At 38.8% G+C, this 18,327-nt stretch carries 16 protein-coding genes; 9 read left to right on the top strand and 7 right to left on the bottom strand.

Annotation, left to right across the window (positions count from 1 at the left end; translation table 11 throughout):
* Positions 1–4 precede the first annotated feature (4 nt).
* Entirely contained in the window at positions 5–1,624 is a 1,620-nt protein-coding gene (locus SB49_RS11320; RefSeq protein ID WP_062056663.1) for a S41 family peptidase, read from the top strand.
* A gap of 13 nt (positions 1,625–1,637) precedes the next feature.
* Here SB49_RS11320 and SB49_RS11315 read toward each other — a convergent pair whose 3' ends face one another.
* Complete coding sequence (locus SB49_RS11315; RefSeq protein ID WP_062056660.1) at positions 1,638–1,841, bottom strand: hypothetical protein; 204 nt, start codon at positions 1,839–1,841, stop codon at positions 1,638–1,640.
* Positions 1,842–1,895: 54 nt separating this feature from the next.
* Positions 1,896–2,474: a MarC family protein gene (locus SB49_RS11310; protein ID WP_062056659.1), complete on the bottom strand. Its 579-nt coding sequence runs from the start codon at positions 2,472–2,474 to the stop codon at positions 1,896–1,898.
* A gap of 120 nt (positions 2,475–2,594) precedes the next feature.
* On the opposite strand from SB49_RS11310, the gene SB49_RS11305 reads away from it, so the two are divergent.
* Complete coding sequence (locus tag SB49_RS11305; RefSeq protein WP_062056657.1) at positions 2,595–3,164, top strand: DUF3109 family protein; 570 nt, start codon at positions 2,595–2,597, stop codon at positions 3,162–3,164.
* Here SB49_RS11305 and SB49_RS11300 read toward each other — a convergent pair.
* Both SB49_RS11300 and SB49_RS11295 read right to left on the bottom strand, forming a co-directional pair.
* The gene (locus SB49_RS11300) at positions 3,157–5,124 is read right to left on the bottom strand and encodes a tetratricopeptide repeat-containing sensor histidine kinase (RefSeq protein WP_062056655.1); all 1,968 of its coding nucleotides are present in this window, start codon (positions 5,122–5,124) and stop codon (positions 3,157–3,159) included. The genes SB49_RS11305 and SB49_RS11300 overlap by 8 nt on opposite strands.
* Before the next feature lie 19 nt (positions 5,125–5,143).
* Complete coding sequence (locus tag SB49_RS11295; protein WP_062056653.1) at positions 5,144–5,878, bottom strand: LytR/AlgR family response regulator transcription factor; 735 nt, start codon at positions 5,876–5,878, stop codon at positions 5,144–5,146.
* A gap of 404 nt (positions 5,879–6,282) precedes the next feature.
* On the opposite strand from SB49_RS11295, the gene SB49_RS16040 reads away from it, so the two are divergent.
* The 3 genes from SB49_RS16040 to SB49_RS11285 all read left to right on the top strand — a co-directional run bounded on the left by SB49_RS16040 (position 6,283) and on the right by SB49_RS11285 (position 10,761).
* Positions 6,283–6,459 (top strand): hypothetical protein, encoded by a 177-nt coding sequence (locus SB49_RS16040; protein ID WP_156036453.1) that lies wholly within the window; start codon positions 6,283–6,285, stop codon positions 6,457–6,459.
* Positions 6,460–7,079: 620 nt separating this feature from the next.
* Positions 7,080–8,066, top strand: coding sequence for a ribonucleotide-diphosphate reductase subunit beta (locus tag SB49_RS11290; RefSeq protein WP_062056651.1), 987 nt, complete (start codon positions 7,080–7,082; stop codon positions 8,064–8,066).
* 211 nt (positions 8,067–8,277) lie between these two features.
* Entirely contained in the window at positions 8,278–10,761 is a 2,484-nt protein-coding gene (locus SB49_RS11285; protein ID WP_062056649.1) for a ribonucleoside-diphosphate reductase subunit alpha, read from the top strand.
* Between the two features lie 424 nt (positions 10,762–11,185).
* On the opposite strand, the gene SB49_RS11280 is transcribed toward SB49_RS11285, so the two are convergent.
* Both SB49_RS11280 and SB49_RS11275 read right to left on the bottom strand, forming a co-directional pair.
* Entirely contained in the window at positions 11,186–11,833 is a 648-nt protein-coding gene (locus tag SB49_RS11280; protein ID WP_062056647.1) for a gluconate 2-dehydrogenase subunit 3 family protein, read from the bottom strand.
* A complete protein-coding gene (locus SB49_RS11275) occupies positions 11,833–13,545 on the bottom strand; it encodes a GMC oxidoreductase (protein ID WP_062056645.1) in 1,713 nt (570 codons plus the stop codon). The genes SB49_RS11280 and SB49_RS11275 overlap by 1 nt, the downstream gene beginning before the upstream one ends.
* A gap of 137 nt (positions 13,546–13,682) precedes the next feature.
* On the opposite strand from SB49_RS11275, the gene SB49_RS11270 reads away from it, so the two are divergent.
* Genes SB49_RS11270 through SB49_RS11255 form a run of 4 tightly spaced genes read left to right on the top strand, consistent with a single transcriptional unit; the run spans position 13,683 to position 17,549 of the window.
* Complete coding sequence (locus SB49_RS11270) at positions 13,683–14,684, top strand: sugar phosphate isomerase/epimerase family protein (RefSeq protein ID WP_062056643.1); 1,002 nt, start codon at positions 13,683–13,685, stop codon at positions 14,682–14,684.
* Between the two features lie 14 nt (positions 14,685–14,698).
* Positions 14,699–15,142 carry a DinB family protein gene (locus SB49_RS11265; RefSeq protein ID WP_062056641.1) on the top strand — a complete coding sequence of 148 codons (444 nt, stop codon included), beginning with the start codon at positions 14,699–14,701 and terminating at the stop codon, positions 15,140–15,142.
* Positions 15,143–15,158: 16 nt separating this feature from the next.
* Positions 15,159–16,388: a nucleoside permease gene (locus tag SB49_RS11260; protein WP_062056639.1), complete on the top strand. Its 1,230-nt coding sequence runs from the start codon at positions 15,159–15,161 to the stop codon at positions 16,386–16,388.
* A gap of 24 nt (positions 16,389–16,412) precedes the next feature.
* On the top strand, positions 16,413–17,549 hold the full coding sequence (locus SB49_RS11255; RefSeq protein ID WP_062056637.1) for a Gfo/Idh/MocA family protein: 1,137 nt from the start codon (positions 16,413–16,415) through the stop codon (positions 17,547–17,549).
* 56 nt (positions 17,550–17,605) lie between these two features.
* On the opposite strand, the gene SB49_RS11250 is transcribed toward SB49_RS11255, so the two are convergent.
* Complete coding sequence (locus SB49_RS11250) at positions 17,606–18,064, bottom strand: ASCH domain-containing protein (protein ID WP_062056635.1); 459 nt, start codon at positions 18,062–18,064, stop codon at positions 17,606–17,608.
* Between the last annotated feature and the right edge of the window lie 263 nt (positions 18,065–18,327).

Raw genomic sequence — 18,327 nt, 5'->3', positions numbered from 1 at the left:
ACTTATGAAAAGCAAATACAGTTATATATGGCCTACAGTAATTGCATTGGCACTTGCCATAGGCATCTTAATTGGCGGAAAGTTACATTTTAATGATTCTCCGGAGAAACTGTTCACCACCAATTCAAAAAAGGATAAGCTCAATAGGCTTATAGATTATATTGATTATGAGTATGTGGACGATATAAATACCGATAGTATCGTTGATGTTACGGTAAATAATATCTTGGACAAACTGGATCCCCATTCCGTTTATATCCCAAAAGAGGAAATGAAAAAGGTTACTGAGAACATGAAAGGTGATTTTGTGGGCATCGGTGTAAATTTTTACATGTACAAGGATACCATAGCGGTTATCCGTACCGTGGAGAATGGACCTAGTTACCTAAAGGGGCTTCAGGCAGGGGATCGAATTTTGGTTGCAGATACAGATACACTTTTTGGAAAGAACATGCCCAACAGTTCCATAGTAGAAAAGCTGAAAGGAAAAGAAGGCTCCAAGGTTAACTTGAATATCTTTCGGAAAAAGGACAACAGGAAATTCAACGTGAGCATAAAGAGGGATTTAATTCCCATAAAAAGTGTGGAGGCCTTCTACATGTTAACCCCTGATATGGGATATATTAAGTTGAATCGTTTTGCGGAATCATCTTACAAAGAGTTTAAAGCCGCATTAAATACGTTACAAAATCAGGGCGCAAGGAAGTTGACCTTGGACCTTAGGGATAACCCAGGAGGGTATTTAGGGATTGCGGAGGAGATAGCGGATGAGTTTTTGCCAGATAAAAAGCTAATTCTGTTCACAAAAAACAAAAACGGAAAAATAAACAAATCGTTCGCCACCAAGAAAGGTGATTTTGAGGACAAACCGGTATATGTGCTCATCAATGAAAGATCGGCATCAGCGAGTGAGATTATTGCTGGCTCCTTGCAGGATAATGATATAGGAACCATTATAGGACGTCGTTCATTTGGGAAAGGCCTTGTGCAACGTGAAATGGATCTTGGTGATGGGTCTGCCGTTCGTCTAACTATTTCCAGATACTACACACCTACGGGAAGGTCTATCCAAAAGGATTATAAAAACGGAAACAAGGACTATTACGAAAAGTTTACGAATAGATACCACAATGGGGAGCTGCTTTCTGTAGACAGTATTAAGGTGGCAGATTCCCTAAAGTTTACTACCCCAAAAGGTAAAGTAGTCTATGGGGGCGGTGGAATTATTCCGGATGTTTTTGTGCCCATAGGTTCCAATGAAATGGAGACTATAGAATCTATAGAGAGTTTGGGATTAATATCCCGCTTTGTATTTGAGCATTTGGATGAGGATAGAAATAGGTATTCTTATTTGTCTAAAAACGAATTCATTTATGATTTTAAAGTAGATGACATCTTATTTGAGAAATTCATCAAGTACGCCGAAGGTATTAAAGTCATTAGAAACTTAAATTTGGCATATTACGATTTCGAAGATAAGATCAAATTATATATAAAAGCCTCCTTGGCAGAACAGTTGTATGATCCAAACATCTATGCAAAGATCAAAAATGAGGGCGATGCCATGCTGCAAAAGGTCATGGAGCTGGACAATCCCAAAATCCACAAAAGGACTAATGAGTAATAAAAACTAGGTTCTAGTTTTCATCTACCTTATTCTGAATTTTTTTTGAAGCTATAAAAATCAGCAACAGGACTATGGCACAAAGGGAGGCCACGATTCCTATAATGGCAATGATACTGTCTCCTTCCAGAGGATTTTCAAAATTGATTAATATCACATTGTAGGCGATTAAAGCAATTGCCAAGGTGATCAGGATAATGCTTAGAATTCTGTTCATAATTTTTATTCTTAAATGACATGACCCTCTAAAACTTACGGGGCATATGCAAATTTAAAACAATTCGTTGATGTTGCTGGCAAATAACTTCACCGCAATGGCCAGTAAAATTACGCCGAAAACTTTTCTGATCACACCAAGGCCATTTTTGCCCAATACCTTTTCTATTTTCTTGGAGGACTTCAGGACCAGATAAACAAAAATAATATTTACGATTACCGCAACAATAATATTTTCCACGAGGAATTCAGATCGCAAAGAGAGTAGCGTTGTAATGGTACCTGCTCCCGCAATCAAAGGGAAGGCTATTGGAACAATGGAGGCGGTCTCGGGAATATCGTCTTTATATAAGGAGATTCCCAATATCATTTCGATGGCCAAAAAGAAAAGTATAAAGGATCCTGCCACGGCAAAGGAATTGACATCTATCCCTATTAACTTTAAAATTTCTTCCCCAATGAACAAAAAGGCGATCATGATGCATGCCGCAACAATAGAGGCACGGCCCGAATGAAGATGGCCCACCTTGTTGCGAAGGGATATTATAATAGGAATACTGCCTACAATATCAATTACGGCGAACAAAATCATGCTGGCAGTAAATATTTCCTTGAAATTGAAATTAAATTGCATGTCGATCTTTTTTTAATCCTGCAAAACTACGTTTTATAAACTCCTTACAGATATCCTAATGGAAATTATTCTACCTCATTTTAGGACGAAAGAAGTATCTTTGCGCCTTATTTACGAATTATGTTCCAATTAGGTAAAACCTTGGTGTCCGAGGAAATTATAGAGAAAGATTTTGTGTGCAATCTGAATGCCTGCAAGGGAGGTTGTTGTATTGATGGGGAGGCAGGGGCGCCCTTGGAGGATAAAGAGACTGAATTGTTGGTGAACATATACAGTGATGTTAAGCCATTTTTGAGACCTGAGGGCATTGCTGCCATTGAAGAGCAGGGCGCTTTTGTAAAGGGAGAAGACGGAGAATGGGAAACTCCTTTGGTGAACGGTAGTGAGTGTGCCTATGTTATTTTTTCGGATGATGGTATTACCAAATGCGGTCTGGAAGAGGCTTATAATCAGGGTGCTACAAAATGGAAAAAACCCGTTTCGTGTCATTTGTACCCCGTTCGCATAAAGGAATACACAGAATTTACTGCTGTAAATTACCATAAATGGGAAATTTGTGACCCGGCATGTGCCTTGGGAGCAGAACTCCAAGTTCCGATCTATAAATTTGTAAAGGAGGCACTCATTAGAAAATTTGGCAAAAAATGGTATGGTGAGCTAGAGGAAGTGGCCAATGAACACGCTAAATAGTAGGAATTTTAAGACTTATTTTAGTGCCACAAGGACGTTTTTGATCGTCATATAAATCCAAAATATCCACCGTGAAGGAGTTTTGGTAGTCCTTAGAAAAATTTGCCAAACGTTCTTTGGTAATATTGATACCTACTGATTTTCGTTTGATGACCCTATTTTTTTTATTTTTTTCAGAGGTCTCCCTTCCTATACCATTGTCAGTAATGGTAATATTTGTGAAATACTTGTTTTCTTTGCTTATTCGCAATTCTATGCTCTTCTGACCTTCTTTAGCTGAAAGCCCATGCCACAGTGAGTTTTCCAAAAAAGGTTGTAGGATTAACGAGGGTATTTTAATGGTATGTATATCTACATTTTCATCGATCACCATGTCAAAATCGATCTCCTCGTTAAATCTAATGTTCTCAATATTCATATAAAGTTGGACTGTTTCCAGTTCATCGGCCAATGATATTTCCCGTACAGAGGAAGCTTCCAAAATTTTACGTATCAATTTTGAGAATTTATTGAGGTAATGTACAGCATTCTTCTTCTCATTATTGATAATGTATAGCTTGATGGAATTCAATGAATTGAATAAGAAATGCGGATTCATTTGACTACGGAGCATGGTTGCTTCTAATGTCAAAAGTTGTTTTTCATTCTTCAATTGTCGCTGATAGAAAAGGATATATAGAATACTGGACAATAGGGCCAGTGCAAACCCACTGATCAGCAGTGTAGTTTGATTTTTGCGCAATTTTAGTTTGACAATCTCATTTTCTTTGGCCAACACTTCCAGTTGACTATTCATTTTTTCTGTTTCCGAGCGATTGATGAGATCTGCAACATAACGTCGGTTTCTGTCATTTATGGTACGTCTTTCTATTCCCCTCGCTTTTTTGTAATACTCCATGGACGTTTTGTATTCGCCCTTTTTAGCACTTAAATCGGATAGAAACACATAGGCTTCCTCCATTTCGCTGTCAAGTTTGTAGTTTTGGGCAATTTCGAAGCCCTTAAGGAGGTTTTCCTCGGCTTTATCATATTGAACGAGTTGCAAGAATGTCCAACCCGTGTTGATGTAGATCTCTGAAATCAGTTCCATATTCCCCAATTCAATTGCAGGTGCAAGGAGTGATTCCAAAATACGGAGCCCTTCTTCTAGTTTATCCTGGTGTACATAAATATGGGCGACTCCCAAGTTAGATTTTAAATTAATGCTCGGTAGGCCCACTTTTTCATTATATGCCAAAGCGGTAAGATAACTGCTCAATGCCTCTTTAAGTTTTCCCTGTGCCTCCAGACTTTCGCCTATATCTTGATGATTAATTGCGAGGCCCAGATTATTGCCTAATTTCTTCTCCAGCGCTATGGCTTCCTTAAATCTTGGAATGGCCAAATCCCACTGCTCCAAGTTTTTGTAAATGTTGCCTATTCTATTTAAGGATACGTTTTTACTCCTTTTAATTTCATCAGAAGGGTTTTCCAGCCCAGCTACCAAGTCAAGGGCAGATTGGGCATTGTCCAGGGCGGATTGTATGGCATTTTTTCTCAAGTAGGCCAAACTCAACATATTCAAGCTATGAATTTTAAGTTCAGGGCTATCCGCCAAATCGGCTTTGGATAAACCATCTTGGTGAAGGGATATGGCCTTGTCAAAAAGGGATAGGTTTTGATAAATTGTGCCTAATTGGTTTAAAGCAAACGCTTCACCTAAATAGTATTTTTTATTTCTGGAAGCATTGAGGAAATAATTGAGCAGGATGGTGTCTTGTTGCGCAGATTTTAAGGCTGATTCAAGTTCCTTATTGGTTCTTGGTTGTTTTTGTAAAATTTCTGCAATGGTATTTTTTTGCTTATCTGAAATTTCTTGTGCATGGCTGATGGCCAGTAGTGAAAGTGCAACAATCAAGAACAAGAAGGGCTTCCTTAAAAAGTAATATGAATCTTTGTTGGATGTGCTTTTTTTCAACATGGGGAATCCTGACTAATTCTTATAACATATCTAGGAAATCAGATCTTTTCTGGCGAGAAACAGGGATTTTATGATCGGATGACAATACCACGTATCCATCTGTTTTTAGAAATTCCTTTATTTTATTAAGGTTGATAATGTACGAGTTGTGGACTCGAAAGAAACAATCTTTCGGCAACATTTCATTGACTTCCTTTAATTTTTTGGTGAGCAGAATTTTTTGTCCGTCAGTTAGAAATAGGGTGGTGTAATTGCCATCGGATTCTGCATAAAGGACTTCGCTGTTCTCAAGAAAAAGTAGTTTGCCGTCTGTGTTGATCGTTATTTTCTTTTGAATAGCATTATTGTTGAAATTCATTAATATTTTTTCCAACTTATCGGCACTGTAATGTTTCTGATTGAATTTTTTGATCTTGGTTATAGTCTCGCTGAGGTCATCACTGTCTATTGGTTTTAAAAGGTAGTCTATGGCTTCATTTTTCAATGCCTTTATTGCGTATTGGTTGTATGCAGTAGTGATGACCACTGGGAAATTCTTGTTGGCGATCTTTTGTATAAACTGAAAGCCATCCATAGCGGGCATTTCAATATCTAAAAAAAGACAATCAGGAGTGTTCTTTTCCAGATATTCCAAGGCTTCATAAGGATTGGTAAAAGACGCAACAACCTTTATCTCATTGCTAAAGTTGGTAAGCTCCCATGATAGTCCTTGTATCGCTTTTATTTCATCGTCTACTATTACTGTTTCTAACATTTCAAATGGATAAAGATTAACTAAATACCAATTAATAAATCGAGCCCATTTCGAAATGGAGATAAGGTCAAGGGGCCATTAGTGAATAAATGATTCAATAAAGTTTAAAAGTAGTCATTAATTGAAATCAAAGCCAATAATATAGGTGATTTTTCCTTCTATGTTTTCAATTTTTAATAAAAAAAATGAATGGTTGATTGGAGTTGCAAATTATACAAAATTGCGTACCACTTATACATATGGATGCCTTAGAGTACTGTTTATCTGTTATATTCGTTGTCCGTAATAGTTTAGACGGTCCTTTTTTAGAAAAGGTAGAATGAGCAGCTTCTTGCTTTACAGTGGGTGAGATGCCTGAAGGATTTGATTGCAATAGGAAGCAATAGAATGTAAATACTTGAATCATGCAGAAGTGTTTAATTTTATTTTCAATACTGATAGTCTTGTTAATTTTTGCTAGTGTAACAGACAATAATGAAGTAATGGAGGAGCGCAAAACGGTCATTGTAGATAATGACAGCATTGATGGTCTTCTTAAAAAAGATGTAAAAGGGATTGACATAATCTTGGCCAATAAATAAAAGTTAAGAGCTTTTTGACCGAGAATACAGAAAAGTAATAGAATTAGTTATTAAGTTAATGAAACTGTCAGGCCACATGTACGACCCAATGCAGTTTGTTTTTAATTAAACATTCGCATGTACGGTAAAGCCTTACTCAATGGAAATACAACCTATTGGAAAACCTAACCAACGTGTTGGTTTTGGAAATCTGCTTGGTTATTAGGTTTCGGGGGAACTACCTAAATCCGCAGATCCATTTATGGTAATATTGAATATACTATCTATTGAAGGGTCGTAAGGTTTGGCAGTATCATTTAAGAATTAGTTTAAGGAGCAACTTGAAAAAGTTGCTCCTTTTGTTTTGAAGTAAACCGAAAGGTCTAATTTTTAATACTTTTTGGTTTATTTTCTACAAACCATTTTCGTTTAATTTTCCATAGATCCTATTCCAAATCTGTCCTATTCCACAAATGCAACAAACATCGCTGGCGAGCCTAGATTTCAACATAGAGTGTTAAAAACTTTGTAATTTAAATGATAAAACAACCTTCGTTTATTGCTTACATTTTTCAATCTTTGTTACTCCCAGAGTAGGGGATATTATCGCCCCAATACACAAAATACTTAAATCAGAACATATGTCAACAGCAGTAGAGCCCATTTTACAGGAAAATAAGGATAGATTTGTAATCTTCCCCATTCAACACCACGATTTGTGGGAATGGTACAAAAAGTGTGAAGCCTGTTTTTGGACTGCTGAGGAAATTGACCTTCACCAGGATCCGATTGATTGGAAAAATAAGCTCAATGATGATGAGCGCTATTTCATAAAACACATATTGGCATTTTTTGCAGCCTCCGATGGGATTGTAAATGAAAATTTAGCCGAGAACTTTGTAAGTGAAGTGCAGTATTCGGAAGCTAAGTTTTTCTATGGCTTTCAAATCATGATGGAGAATATCCATTCGGAAACCTACTCCCTTTTGATCGATACCTATGTGAAGGACGAGAAAGAGAAAAATCTGCTTTTCAATGCCATTGACAATTTTCCTGCCATTAAGAAAAAGGCAGATTGGGCCCTTAAATGGATAGAGTCTCCAAGTTTTGCCGAAAGATTGATCGCATTTGCAGCTGTTGAGGGGATTTTCTTTTCCGGTGCCTTCTGTTCCATTTTTTGGTTAAAGAAAAGAGGACTAATGCCAGGACTTACCTTCTCCAATGAGCTTATATCCAGGGACGAAGGAATGCATTGTGATTATGCCGTGCATTTGCACAATCACCACTTGGTGAATAAAGTGCCCAAGGAAAGAATTACGGCCATCCTTGTAGATGCCCTTAACATAGAACGTGAATTTATTACAGAATCATTACCGGCAAGCTTAATTGGGATGAATGCCAAGTTGATGACGCAATATCTGGAATTCGTAACGGATAGGTTGTTGGTAGAATTGGAATGTGATAGGGTATACAATTCATCCAACCCATTCGATTTTATGGATATGATATCCCTACAGGGCAAAACAAACTTTTTTGAAAAAAGAGTATCTGAATATCAAAAAGCCGGAGTTCTGAACAAAGAAAAGGAAGCAGACAATAAGAAATTAAGTTTCGACGCTGATTTCTAATCCAAAAGAAATAAAACCCCCTTGCAAAAGGGGTTTTTAAGCCTTTGGATTAAAATGTTAAAGAAAACCAAAAATTATATATATCGACTTTTTTGGTCATTGGAAGTCGGTCTCATCACTCCTTATAGCTAAACAATTTTTATTGTTTTTACTACTAAAGGACGGCATAAAAGGACCAGTAAATAATCGTTTCATTTAAAAATTGTAGCACATGTTTGTAGTAAAAAGAGATGGCAGAAAAGAGCCGATGATGTTCGATAAGATCACGGCACGAGTTAGAAAATTATGTTATGGCCTAAATACCCTGGTAGATCCTGTAAAGGTTGCCATGAGGGTAATCGAGGGCTTGTACGACGGGGTCACGACCTCAGAATTGGATAACCTAGCTGCGGAAATAGCCGCAACCATGACCACAACACATCCAGACTACGCTAAGTTGGCCGCCCGTATCTCTATCTCCAACCTACATAAGAACACCAAAAAGTCATTCTCTGAAACGATGAAGGACCTGTATGTGTATGTTAATCCAAGAAATGGGAAAAAGGCTCCTTTGTTATCGGATGAGGTATACAAAGTGATTGAGGAAAATGCAGAAACACTGGATTCCACCATAATTTATAACCGCGATTTTGGCTACGATTATTTCGGTTTTAAAACATTGGAACGCTCATACCTTTTAAAGCTTAATGGGAAAATTGCTGAACGCCCACAACATATGTTGATGCGTGTGTCCATAGGTATCCACTTAAATGATTTGGAAGCAGCCATGGAAACCTATGAGCTAATGTCCAAAAAGTACTTCACACATGCAACGCCAACCTTGTTCAATGCAGGGATGCCAAAGCCACAAATGTCCTCATGCTTTTTATTGGCAATGAAGGATGATAGTATTGACGGAATTTATGACACCTTAAAACAAACTGCAAAAATATCCCAGTCTGCTGGAGGTATTGGGCTATCTATACATAATGTAAGGGCCACAGGATCCTATATCGCAGGGACCAATGGAACCTCTAATGGAATTGTCCCCATGCTACAAGTATTCAATGATACTGCTAGATATGTAGATCAGGGTGGAGGAAAGCGTAAAGGTAGTTTTGCCATTTACGTAGAACCATGGCATGCTGATATCTTCGAATTCTTGGACCTAAAAAAGAATCACGGGAAGGAAGAAATGCGTGCAAGGGATCTTTTCTATGCCATGTGGATTCCGGATTTGTTCATGAAAAGGGTAGAGGCCAATGAAGAATGGACCTTGATGTGTCCTAATGAGTGTCCAAACCTGTTCAATATCCATAGTGAAGAATTTGAAACCCTTTATCTTAAATATGAGGCTGAAGGCAAGGGCAGAAAAACTATTAAGGCGCGTGAGCTTTGGGAGAAAATTTTAGAATCTCAAATAGAAACTGGAACACCTTATATGTTGTATAAGGATGCTGCCAATAGAAAGAGCAACCAGAAAAATTTGGGAACCATTCGTTCATCCAATTTATGCACTGAGATTATGGAATACACCTCTCCAGACGAGGTGGCTGTATGTAACCTAGCATCTATTGCTTTACCAATGTTTGTGAAAAATGGAGAGTTCGATCACAAGGAACTTTTCCGTGTTACGAAAAGGGTGACCAAAAACCTAAATAGAGTAATAGACAGAAATTACTATCCTGTAAAAGAGGCGGAAAATTCCAATATGCGCCATAGGCCCGTAGGTTTAGGGGTGCAGGGTCTTGCAGATGCCTTTATCATGCTACGTTTGCCATTCACCAGTGAGGAGGCTAAAAAGCTGAACCAAGAGATCTTTGAGACACTATACTTTGCAGCGGTAACTGCATCTATGGAGCAAGCCAAGGAAGAAGGTCCATATTCAACTTATGAAGGATCTCCAATTTCAAAAGGTGAATTCCAATATAATTTGTGGGGTATTAAAGATGAAGAATTATCTGGCAGATGGGATTGGGCAAAACTTAGAAAAGAGGTGAAGAAAAATGGAGTTCGTAACTCTTTGTTGGTGGCTCCAATGCCAACAGCTTCCACTTCCCAAATACTGGGTAACAATGAGTGCTTTGAGCCATATACATCCAATATTTACACCCGTAGAGTATTGTCCGGGGAGTTTATTGTGGTAAACAAGCACCTTTTGGAGGACTTGGTAGGTCTTGGTCTTTGGAACGAGAATTTGAAACAGGAATTGATGAGAGCCAATGGCTCAGTTCAGGATATCGATGGTATTCCGGAGGATATTAAGGAATTGTACAAGACCGTATGGGAGTTGAGTATGAAGGACATCATTGATATGTCCAGACATAGAGGATACTTTATAGATCAGAGTCAGTCCTTGAATCTGTTCTTGGAAAACGCCAATTATGCTAAACTAACCTCCATGCATTTTTACGCCTGGAAAAGTGGACTTAAAACTGGGATGTACTATTTGAGAACCAAAGCGGCTGTAGATGCCATTAAATTTACGTTGGACAATAGTAAGAAACAGGAAGTGCCAACTGCTGACGTTGTTGAGTCAGAGGTTTTAGCTACAGCGAACACAAAGCCAGAAGGGAAAACTGCAGTTGAAGTAGCTGCTATCCCGGTACAACAAGATGTAGAAGTTAAGCCTATGAGCGCAGCTGAAATGAAGGCTTTGATAGCTCAGGCAAAGGCAAGTGAAGGTGATGATGATTGCTTAATGTGCGGATCTTAATGTTTCCAAGTTAGGCTGAATCAGTTCTAACTGAGAGTTATCATATATAAAATACCTCGAAGTAAGTGACCAAGATTGGTCCTTCTCGAGGTATTTTTTTGGTCTATCCTGGTCATATAATAAATATGGGGGAACTATTTATTTTTTAGAAAGCTGTGATAAACCAGTTTGGCGCCTACGAACAATATGGCGTAAACCCCAAGTATGAATATATAATTCTCCATTGACATTTAGACGTTCGCAGATGGGCGAAACTTACTAAACGAAATGTTAAATATCTAAAATGCAGCATTATAGCAAATCTTAATTGCAATTTTTCCCATTATTATGCAATTAGAAAACCACTAAAAACTAAAAGCCCTTCCATATCTATGGAAGGGCTTTTACCATAAAAGGATCTTTTCTTTTTAGTAGAAATTCTTCTTTAGATAGACCATGCCTTACCCCCAGTGAGTTCTTGAACATCACCGCAACCAATATATTCCCCTGGAACAGGCAAATAGGCCAAAACCTCTTCGCCAACGTATTCTGAGGTCTTATAGGCCCAAATGGTCATACCTCTTAAGTTGTTTGCAAATGCGAACCTGCTGACTCCTTCATCCAATTCTGCCGATTCCTGGTTTTCAATTGCTTCTTGATAAGAAGTAATGACTTTAAAGTTTTCTATTTCTTCTTCCTTGGTAATTTTTAGGGCTTTGGACAAGATTGGTTCCAAGTCCTCTGCCGTCAAGTCGGCCAAAGTTTCCTTGCCGGAATCCTTTAAAGCTTTATCCAAGAATTTCCCCATAGACATTTTAAAGAATTCTTGTTGTTTTGGCTCCATGACCTCATTGGCAAATTTATCTATAAACATATGAACGTTTACTTCCGATGCCGATGGGGTGTCAGTTTTTGGAAGGATGATATCCACCAAATTTATTAAGGCAGCCCCTTGATCCTTACTTAAGAAGTCTGGGTTCCATTCCATTGCTGGTTTGTCCTTACAACTTTGAACAAGACTTACCAAAGTGGGTACCGCAACTACGTAACCCAAAGAAAGGCCTATATTTTTGAGTGCTATTCTTCTATCCATTATATGTTTCCTTTTTTAAGTTCTTGGGCGGCATGGTTGGCAGCTCTTGCCGTAAACGCCATATAGGTTAAAGATGGGTTGACACAGCTCGCCGAGGTCATAAACGCACCATCTGTTACATAAACATTGGGGACAGCGTGTATCTGGTTGTACCCGTTTAATACTGATGTTTTTGGATCCCTGCCCATTCTGGCAGTTCCCATTTCGTGGATTCCCAAACCAAGGGCACCAGGATTGTCAAATCCCTTTACATCCCTAAGACCTGCTTTTTCCAACATTTCAATGGCTTGGTTCTTCATGTCCTCGCGCATTTTCCATTCATTTTCCTTAAACTCGGCGTCGAAGGTTATCGTGGGCAGACCCCAGCCATCTAAGTTGTCGTAATCTAAGGTCATCCTATTCTCTTGGTACGGAAGTACCTCGCCAAATCCACCTATACCAAAAGTCCAGCCCCCTGGTTTTAAAATATTTTCTTTAAGCTCTTTTCCGTACGACATTTCAGAAATAGTTTCTTCCCAATTCTCCCTACTGGCTCCACCTTGGTAGCCGTAGCCGCGGATAAAATCTTTTTGGTCGCTGGAACCACCTAAATTTCTAAATCGTGGGATATAGACGCCATTTGGTTTTCTTCCCTTGTAATATTTATCTTCAAAGCCATCAAATTTACCTGAAGCACCAACGCCCAGATGGTGGTCCATGATATTTCTACCCAGTTGATCGGAGTCATTCCCCATTCCATTTGGAAAACGCTCAGATTTTGATTGCATCAAAATAGAGGTAGAAGCCATGGAAGAAGCACAAAGGAAAATTACTTTGGCATTGAATACCAATTCTTCTTTAGTAAGTCTATCGATTACCTTTACTCCTGAGGCCTTGCCCGTTTTTGGATCATAGATCACCTCAGAAACAATGGAGTCTGGCCTCAAGGTTAAATTTCCTGTTCTTTCAGCTGCTGGCAATGTAGATGAGTTGCTACTGAAATAGGCTCCAAAAGGACACCCTCTTATACAGCGGTTCCTAAATTGGCATTTACTTCTGCCTTCAAATTCCTTATTGCCTGTAATGTGGGCCACCCTACCAGCGGTCACTACACGGCCATCAAAATTTTCTGATACTTTTGATCTGAAAACCTGTTCCACACAATTCAATTCCATCATGGGCAAAAACTGTCCATCGGGCAATTGCTTTAAACCAAGGTTCTCTCCACTTACCCCAATATAGGATTCCACCTTGTCGTACCAAGGTGCGATATCTTTATACCTAACGGGCCAATCAACGGCAATCCCGTCTCTTTTATTGGCTTCAAAATCAATATCACTCCAACGGTAACTGTGACGTCCCCACATTATGGAGCGGCCACCTACATGATACCCGCGCATCCAATCGAATCGCTTAGTTTCATTATATGGATGTTCCAGGTCATTTACAAACCACTCGTTGTGCTGTGCTTTGGTCGTGTAGCCGGTTCTTGCTTGTTTCAATTGTTTGGCTTGCTCCTCTCTTGTAAGATTTCCGTTGTTTGGGAAATCCCAATCGTCCATATTCGCGGTTTTGTAGTCCGTGATATGCGTGACCATCCTCCCGCGTTCGAGAATCAATGTTTTGAGTCCGTTCTCACATAACTCCTTAGCAGCCCATCCACCACTAATCCCAGTTCCCACAACTATGGCATCGTAGGCTTCCTGTTCTTCGTTGTAATAAAATTTACCCATCTATTGAATTGTTTATTTCCTAAATTTATTAAATATAAAATTAATTTTCTACATTTAAACGCCAATTTTATTGGCATACTCGCACTATAACGTTATAGTGGGCGCTAATCCTGATAACAAGAAAATCAACTAAACTGATGAAAAGAAGCACCTTAAAAGTTGCAATCCTTACAGGATTGGCATTCTTCCTTACCGGAATATACTCTTGTAAAGACACCAAAAAAGTCGAAACAGAAGCTACAGAAATGTCTTCGGAGATGGAAAAAGAGGTGGAACCTTTTTTTCAGCTCTCTTTAGCACAATGGTCCATGCATAAAATGGTTTTTGATGAAGGAGTGGATCCTTACTCTTTTGCCGAAAAAGCAAAGGGATGGGGTTTTACTGGTTTGGAGTATGTAAGTGGGCTGTATTATAAAGAGTTGGAAAAGTCTAATTTTTCCGAAGAAGCAATGGCTGCTTTTGTGGAAAAAAACAACGCAGAAAGCACAAAGCATGGAATGAAAAATGTCCTTATCATGATAGATGGCCAAGGAGATTTGGCAACTACTGATGCAGCGGAACGTAAAAAGGCAGTTGAAAACCATTATAAATGGGTAGATGCCGCTGCTGGGATGGGATGTCATTCTATAAGAGTCAATTTGGCCGGAAGCCAAAATCCTGAAGAGTGGCTTTCCAATGCTGTTGACGGTTTAAAGCAATTGGCAACTTATGCCAAGGAAAAAAATGTGAACATAATAGTAGAGAACCACGGAGGACTTTCTTCAAATGCCGCTAAATTAGCGGAGGTCATGAAAGCTGTAAACATGGAAAACTGTGGGACACTTCCCGATTTTGGAAACTTTTGTGTAAAAAGAAAAGACGGTTCCTATTATAATGGTGAATGTGAAGAGCAGTACGATATGTACCAGGGAGTAATGGAGCTAATGCCATATGCCAAAGGGGTAAGTGCAAAATCCTATAACTTTGACGAAGAAGGAAACGAAACAAAAATAGACTACTCCAAAATGCTGAAGATTGTAAAAAATTCCGGCTATACAGGTTTTATAGGGGTAGAATATGAAGGGAACGAATTAAGCGAGGAAGCTGGTATCATGGCTACCAAGGAATTATTGTTGAATGCATCGAATAATCTGGAATAATCCAATACTAAAACATGCAAAGTCTATTTAATCAATTTTTTGATTATAATTTTTATTGCAACAAGAAAATAATCGAGGAGTGCAATAAGATGGAAAAAATTCCGCAAAGGAGTTTGGAGCTGTTTAGCCATATTCTGGATGCCCATCATATATGGAACCATAGGATATTGAAAAAATCACCGGAATACGGAGTGATGCAAATACATCCCTTAAAGGATTGGACAGATATCCATTATGAGAATCAAAGGAGTTCTTTTGAAATTATTACCAATACTGATGATTTTGAATTGCGATTGGATTATGAAAATTCGGAAGGCCGACTTTTCACCAATAACATAAAGGATATGCTGTTCCATATCATTAACCATTCTACGCATCACCGGGCACAGATTTCTGTAGATTTTAGAAACAACGAGATTGATCCTATCAAATTGGATTATATATTTTATAAACGATAAACACACCAAACCACTTATGAACACAAAAATTAAAATACAACTATCCATAATGATGTTCCTGGAATTTTTTATCTGGGGTGGATGGTTTGTAACCCTTGGCACCTATTTAGGAAATAATTTAAATGCAACGGGTGCAGAGTCGGCAATGGCCTTTTCTACCCAGTCATGGGGCGCAATAATTGCACCTTTTATCATCGGGCTTATTGCAGATAGGTATTTCAATGCTGAAAAAATATTAGGGATTTTGCATCTGGCCGGGGCCGTGCTCATGTACCAGATGTACATGTCAACGGACTTTGACGGATTTTATCCCTATGTTCTTGGATATATGGTCCTTTACATGCCTACCTTGGCTTTGGTAAACTCCATTTCCTTTAATCAGATGAAAAATCCGGCCAAGGAATTTTCATTTGTACGTGTTTTTGGGACCATTGGGTGGATTGCCGCAGGCCTAATCATTAGCTATGTGTTCCTTTGGGATTCCGTGGAAGGAAGACAGGCAGGGTTGTTGAAGAATACCTTTTTAATGGTATCCATAGCTTCAGCGTGTTTGGGTGTTTTTAGTTTTATGCTGCCCAAAACACCTCCTAAGGTTGGGAAAGATGAAAAAATAAGTATCTCCGCAATTTTGGGCTTGGATGCTTTAAAATTATTGAAGGACAGAAATTTCTTGATCTTCTTTATTTCGTCTATATTAATCTGTATTCCTTTGGCATTTTACTACCAAAACGCAAATCCATTTTTATCTGAAATAGGAATGGATAACCCCACTGGAAAAATGACTATTGGGCAGGCATCGGAAGTATTGTTCATGTTGTTGCTCCCTTATTTCTTTAAGAAGTTTGGGTTTAAGAAAACACTTATTGCAGGGATGTTGGCCTGGACCGTAAGATATCTCTTGTTCGCCTACGGCAACGCCGGGGATCTTGCCTTTATGCTTATCATTGGAATAGCACTTCATGGAATTTGTTACGATTTCTTTTTTGTGTCCGGACAGATATATACCGATAGTAAGGCAGGGATAAAATATAAAAGTGCCGCGCAAGGTTTGATCACCTTGGCCACCTACGGGGTAGGGATGCTAATAGGATTTAAAATAGCAGGAATAATAACGGATACCTATATGACTGCCGATGGGTTACATGCTTGGGACAACATTTGGACATTCCCCGCAATATTTGCTTTTGGGGTAATGATATTGTTCGTGATATTTTTTAAAAACGAAGAAGTAGAATACAAGGAATAGATATAAATAAGTAGAAGATTGATTATGAGTACGAAAATAAAACTTGGTATTTTAGGTGGTGGTGGAGATTCACTAATAGGAGTGTTGCATAGGATTGCCTCCTTTATGAATGATAATTATGAAATTGTTGGTGCGGTCTTTAATCCGGACCACAATGATAGCTTAGCCTTTGCTAAGGAGATAGGGATTCCTACGAATAGGGTTTATAAGGACTTTGACACCTTGGTGGAAGAGGAATTAAAACTTCCTGAAGGGGAACGCATTCAAGTATGTTCCATATTGACCCCTAATTTTTTACATTTCCCAATGGCCAAGAAACTGTTGGAAAATGGTTTCAATGTCATTTGTGAAAAACCGATGACCACAACCTATGAAGAGGCCAAGATTTTACAGGCAGCCTTGGAAAAGGCAAAAACCGTGTTTGCGGTAACACACACCTATACGGGGTATCCAATGGTACGTCAAATGCGGGAAATGGTAAAGGCAGGTGACCTGGGGAAAGTACAAAAGGTAGATGTTCAATATTATCAGGGTTGGATAAACCCTATTATTCACGATAAGGAAAAACGATCCACGACCTGGCGTTTGAACCCGGAAAAGGCAGGGATCAGTTGTTGTATGGGTGATATTGGAGTGCACGCTTTCAATATGGTGGAATATACCACCGGACTTCAAGTAGATACCATTTTGGCCGATCTGAATTACCTGTATGAAGACAATAAGATGGATATTGATGGTACCGTGCTGATACGTTTAAAAGGCGGTGTTAAGGGTGTAATTCGTTCCAGCCAAATCGCAACGGGAGAAGAAAATAGGTTAACAGTCGCTATTTATGGCGATAAAGGCGGACTTAGATGGGAACAGGAAAACCCTAATCTCTTGTATGTTCTTTCTGATGATAAGCCGTTGCAGGTCTTTAAACCAGGCCATGCCTACAATTCTAAATTATCATTGGACGGCACCAAGTTACCTCCAGGGCATCCAGAAGGGATATTTGATGCCATGGCCAATATATACCTTGGGGTTGCAAAGGCCATTCGCGGGGAAGCATATAATTCAGGGGAATTCCCAACCATGATGGATGGGGTTAGAGGACTTAATTTTATTGAGAGCACTGTAGCTTCACATCAACAGGGGAATACTTGGATAACTTTGAAATAGAGTTCTTTTTATTTTAAATATGTCGAAAAAGAGCCGCTACTATCGGCTCTTTTTTATTAAAATACTTTTTCAAAATATTCACAGACTACAATCATGCTATCATTTGGTTTGCGTTCAAATACTGCCAATTCCCTTTGGAACAATTCCCAGTATTCCTTTTTCCATGCCTCCAAACTTCCATCACCAAGGCCTTCCAATTTAGCGTGTTCGGCCGTGATACTAAAGTAGGGCATCATTCTTACGGAAGTAGTTCTCACAATACATTTGCCTTTGCCGTTCCAATCTGTCAAAACAGTAAAATCGCCTCTTTTTGGCAATTCCTTTTTCTGTAGTTGAAGTCCCAATAGGGAATGCGATGCTGCCTTTTTTACTCCGGCAAGAACAAGATCTACATTATGGTTTGCATCTTTTTCGTTGTCGGAAAAATGATAAACCTTAGGCGTGTGCTCAAAAGCAAATTCTAGATGGGCGCTTAAAAAATCGCCCCACATATTTTCAGCAGAATGGTTCTTCATTGTTGATTTTCATTATTTAACCTCAGGCTTGAGAGCTTATTGTTGACCACTAAAAACACCGGTCAATTATTTCTGATGGCATTACGTATAGTTTTTCTTTTCAAATGGTATAGGAGCATGTCAATACCCCAATGTTTTGGCAATTAAGTGACACTAAGATTAAATTCTGTGTCTATAACGTTCGCGACCCTCACCACAGTATGATTCACTATTAAATTTTCTTTTAATTCTATTGTAATCCCTATATTTATAATCTGCCCTGG

This window comes from Sediminicola sp. YIK13, assembly GCF_001430825.1.
Taxonomy (GTDB): domain Bacteria; phylum Bacteroidota; class Bacteroidia; order Flavobacteriales; family Flavobacteriaceae; genus Sediminicola.
Note: the sequence above shows the minus strand (reverse complement) of the source record. Positions and strands in the feature narration are given on the sequence as shown.